Raw genomic sequence first — 3,137 nt, forward strand, 5'->3', positions numbered from 1 at the left:
ACCTCGGGTGCCTCGGGGTAGCTGGCAATGAACGGATCGACGAAGGCTTGTGCCATCCGATCAATGTCCTTGGTCGAGACGGCATTCTCCAGGCGCGAGAACGTCGGCCCACTGGCCAAGTCCATCGCCTCATCCAAAGGACGACGCTCCACGCCGAGCTTGAACAGCGGATCGCGGCGCAGCGCATTGGCGTCGTTGCCATCTGCGTATCCGCAGTCGATCTGAAAGGTGCGCTGGGCGATCCGGTCGCGCAGGAGATGGGTGACGTCGGAGGGGTGGCGCCGATCGTCGATGACTTGGGCGAGACGCTCGGTCAGACCGATCTGCTGGTCGACGCCGCGCAGAATCAAGGGGCCGAAGTCAGACGACATCGCCCCGCCGTCGAAGTCGGCGCGCACGCTCAGTCCGTCGACGGGAGGAAATCGCAGCGGCTCTTGGGTAAACTGGGACATGGGCGACCTCGTTTGGCTTCTCCGAAGCGTTCTTGGCGGAACACCAATTTTATCAATTGGTTAAACGAGTGTCGCCCGCTTTTATGAATAATCCGGGCTAAGTCTGCGGAGGACTGGATCAAAGAGGCGGCGTTGTCGTCCGCGGACTATCTCTTCCCCAGTCGGCAGAGCGGCTCGCCGCACTTATCCGCCCGTCAGTACGCGCGCATCGTCAAGCGCTGGATCAAGCTCATGGGCGCTGATCCGCAGGAGTATGGGACGCATTCCTTGCGACGGACCAAGGCGACGTTGATCGACCGTCAGACCAAGAACTTGCGCGCCGTTCAGCGACTCCTAGGGCATCGCAAGATCGAGAGCACCGTTAGGTACTTGGGTGTTGAGGTTGACGACGCACTCGACATTGCGGAGCACATCGAGTGCTGAGATAACCATTGGCGCTCAGTCATCGACTGGCTGCTGCTCAGGGAGACCCGGTTCGCGAGCCAGGCCGCAGAGTCGATGCTCAGATCAAACCGATCTGGCTCTGCAGGAACCCTGCGACGCCTGGTAGCCCCTGGCGTCGCAGCGTGTCGACGAAGATCTCCGCCGAGAACGGTGGATTCTTGAGTGCCGCACGCTGGCACTTCGCCGCCGTCGTCACAATGGCCAGATCGAGGTCGGCCAGATCCAGGATGAAGTTATCTGGATGGCGGGGAGTCATGTCGAAGTCGGCGAGCGATTCCCGGGGGAAATCCTTGCGGCTCGTGGTGACGATCGTCTGGGCACCACCACGGATGGCGGCCGCCAACACATGCGTCCAGCGGGCGCGAAAGCGGCGCGTCTGCGCCAGACGAATCATCAAATCCCGCGGCGGCGCTGGGTAGAAGAGGCACGCATCGTAGATGACCCCGAAGCCCGCCACCGAATAGCCCAGGCCCAATTCCTGAGCCTGGGCCGCAAGCTCATCGGCGGCATTGGCACTCTGTTGGACCGAGCCGTTCGTGATACGCCATCAGATCGGAGAAACGGATCCGACGATGCCGACCCACCTTGTAGAAGGGACTTGCACCAGCCTCCAGTTGCTTCACGAGAAAAGGCCGAGAGACATTCAGCAGATTGGCGGCCTGCTGGGTCGTCAGCTCGGCGTGAATCGGCATCAGTGACACCGCGTTCCCCTGCGTCATCTGGCTCAGGATGTCGACCAGCATGTGAATCGCCGAGACAGGCACCGTCACATCGGCCTCGCTGTCGATCAGGCACAACCGAACGGACTCGCCTCGCCCAATGCAGGCACCCAGCAAACGTCGACTCTCCATCATTGGACGTGATGAGCTTTCAAGGACTGACTGCAGTGGGGCGTTGCCCGCAAGGTGGGTGAGGCTGACGGCTACGGCACCTTGGCCATCCAGGGATCGATGGCGGTCACGCCCGCGGCCATAAAATCGCTGGGATCTCGCGTCACCACCGCCAAACCATGCCGGAACGCCGTGGCGGCGATCAGGACGTCCGGGTGGCTGAACGTATGCCCAGCCTTTCGACCGGTCTCGATGATGAGACGCCAATCCAGCAGGATGTCTTCGGTGATGGCCAATACCCGGTGCGTAAACATGGGCCTGAGGCGATGGTCCAGCCATTGCCTGAGCTCGGCGCGACGGGCGGGTTCGGAGACCAATTCGATACCGAACCGGATCTCGGCAAAGGTCACCTCGCTGACAAAAAGACGATCCAGGGGTTGCGCGCTGACGAAGTCAACGACGGCGGGTGACGGCTTCTGTCGCCGTAGCTCGGAGAGCACATTGGTATCCAGCAGCCAACCATTCATAGCGTCACGGCCCGAACTGGCCCCTTGACCTTCGGATGCTCAAAGACGATATCGCCGAGTGGCGAGTCTGCCATGAGATCCACCAAGGCGCGGCCAGTGGGTTGTCCCCGCAGACGAACGTACTCCGCCGCCGAGAGGACGACGGCTCGTGCTTCCCCATTGACGGTCACATGCTGGGGTCCACATTCGACGGCCCGGCGAACGACTTCACTCAACCGGGCCTTGGCTTCCTGAAGCTGCCAACAGCCTGTCTCATCAGGGCGAGAGGCTTGCTGAACTCGGCGAGGGCTCATGGTTCGACTCCAAAGTGGTCAGGCTGACTAGATAGACTTTAGCCCCGAGATGCCTGTCCCGCAAGCGCTCGTGACGCCGCGGTCTGCGAGCGGCCGCTTGGGGAGATGACGCGGCTGGCCGCTGCGTTGCCGACTCCGGTCGCGGAGGTCTCCAGACGCCGGTGACCGCTGAGGGGCAGACCCGTCACTGGGCAAGGTAGCTCGACTGACAGCAATCCGCGTTGACCTGTCGCCCACGATGCGAGACTGTGTGGCCAAAGGTGATCGCTCACTGACTATCACAGTCCCCTTGGAGCCCAATCTATCGCCCCTCGCACCACTCAACACGTTGCAGACTCAACGCCCGCCATCATTTACGCTCCTTCATCAACTACCGTGTCGGAAGGCAAGATGACCACGCGCTCCTGGTTCCGCTACATCACCATCTGCCTGACAGTCCTGCTCCTCGGCGCCTGTCAAACCCTCGTCCGCGAGTCCGTGCCGGGCGAGTGGGTGGTAATCCCGCCAGGGAGCGCGCTGCGGTTGAACCAGCCGATCCAGATCCCGCCCGGACGCACCCGCGCCTTCTTCACCTCGGGCCGCTCGTCGGCC

The 3,137-nt window shown here is 62.2% G+C and carries 6 protein-coding genes and 1 pseudogene; 2 read left to right on the top strand and 5 right to left on the bottom strand.

The window, feature by feature from the left end; translation table 11 throughout:
* Positions 1–452 (bottom strand): transposase (locus QZY07_RS13915; protein ID WP_295403776.1); only part of this gene is annotated, 452 nt, incomplete at its 3' end.
* A gap of 90 nt (positions 453–542) precedes the next feature.
* Between QZY07_RS13915 and QZY07_RS13920 the strand changes: the two genes are divergently transcribed.
* Positions 543–875, top strand: coding sequence for a tyrosine-type recombinase/integrase (locus QZY07_RS13920; RefSeq protein ID WP_295403789.1), 333 nt, complete (start codon positions 543–545; stop codon positions 873–875).
* 79 nt (positions 876–954) lie between these two features.
* Here the strand turns inward: QZY07_RS13920 and QZY07_RS13925 are convergent, their stop codons facing one another.
* The 4 genes from QZY07_RS13925 to QZY07_RS13940 all read right to left on the bottom strand — a co-directional run bounded on the left by QZY07_RS13925 (position 955) and on the right by QZY07_RS13940 (position 2,546).
* A complete protein-coding gene (locus tag QZY07_RS13925) occupies positions 955–1,371 on the bottom strand; it encodes a hypothetical protein (RefSeq protein ID WP_295403779.1) in 417 nt (138 codons plus the stop codon).
* A gap of 22 nt (positions 1,372–1,393) precedes the next feature.
* The gene (locus QZY07_RS13930; protein ID WP_295403782.1) at positions 1,394–1,732 is read right to left on the bottom strand and encodes a helix-turn-helix domain-containing protein; all 339 of its coding nucleotides are present in this window, start codon (positions 1,730–1,732) and stop codon (positions 1,394–1,396) included.
* Positions 1,733–1,818: 86 nt separating this feature from the next.
* Positions 1,819–2,253 (bottom strand): type II toxin-antitoxin system VapC family toxin, encoded by a 435-nt coding sequence (locus QZY07_RS13935; RefSeq protein WP_295403784.1) that lies wholly within the window; start codon positions 2,251–2,253, stop codon positions 1,819–1,821.
* The gene (locus QZY07_RS13940) at positions 2,250–2,546 is read right to left on the bottom strand and encodes a type II toxin-antitoxin system Phd/YefM family antitoxin (protein WP_295403786.1); all 297 of its coding nucleotides are present in this window, start codon (positions 2,544–2,546) and stop codon (positions 2,250–2,252) included. The genes QZY07_RS13935 and QZY07_RS13940 overlap by 4 nt, the downstream gene beginning before the upstream one ends.
* A gap of 390 nt (positions 2,547–2,936) precedes the next feature.
* Between QZY07_RS13940 and QZY07_RS13945 the strand changes: the two are divergent.
* Positions 2,937–3,137 (top strand): annotated as a pseudogene (locus tag QZY07_RS13945) (hypothetical protein); the annotation flags it as partial.

Source organism: uncultured Thiocystis sp. (genome assembly GCF_903866365.1).
Classification (GTDB): Bacteria; Pseudomonadota; Gammaproteobacteria; order Chromatiales; family Chromatiaceae; genus Chromatium.

Coding starts and splice junctions, on each gene's coding strand:
- QZY07_RS13940 (WP_295403786.1), bottom strand. CDS start 2,546: ATGAGCCCTCGCCGAGTTCAGCAAGCCTCTCGCCCTGATGAGACAGGC.
- QZY07_RS13935 (WP_295403784.1), bottom strand. CDS start 2,253: ATGAATGGTTGGCTGCTGGATACCAATGTGCTCTCCGAGCTACGGCGA.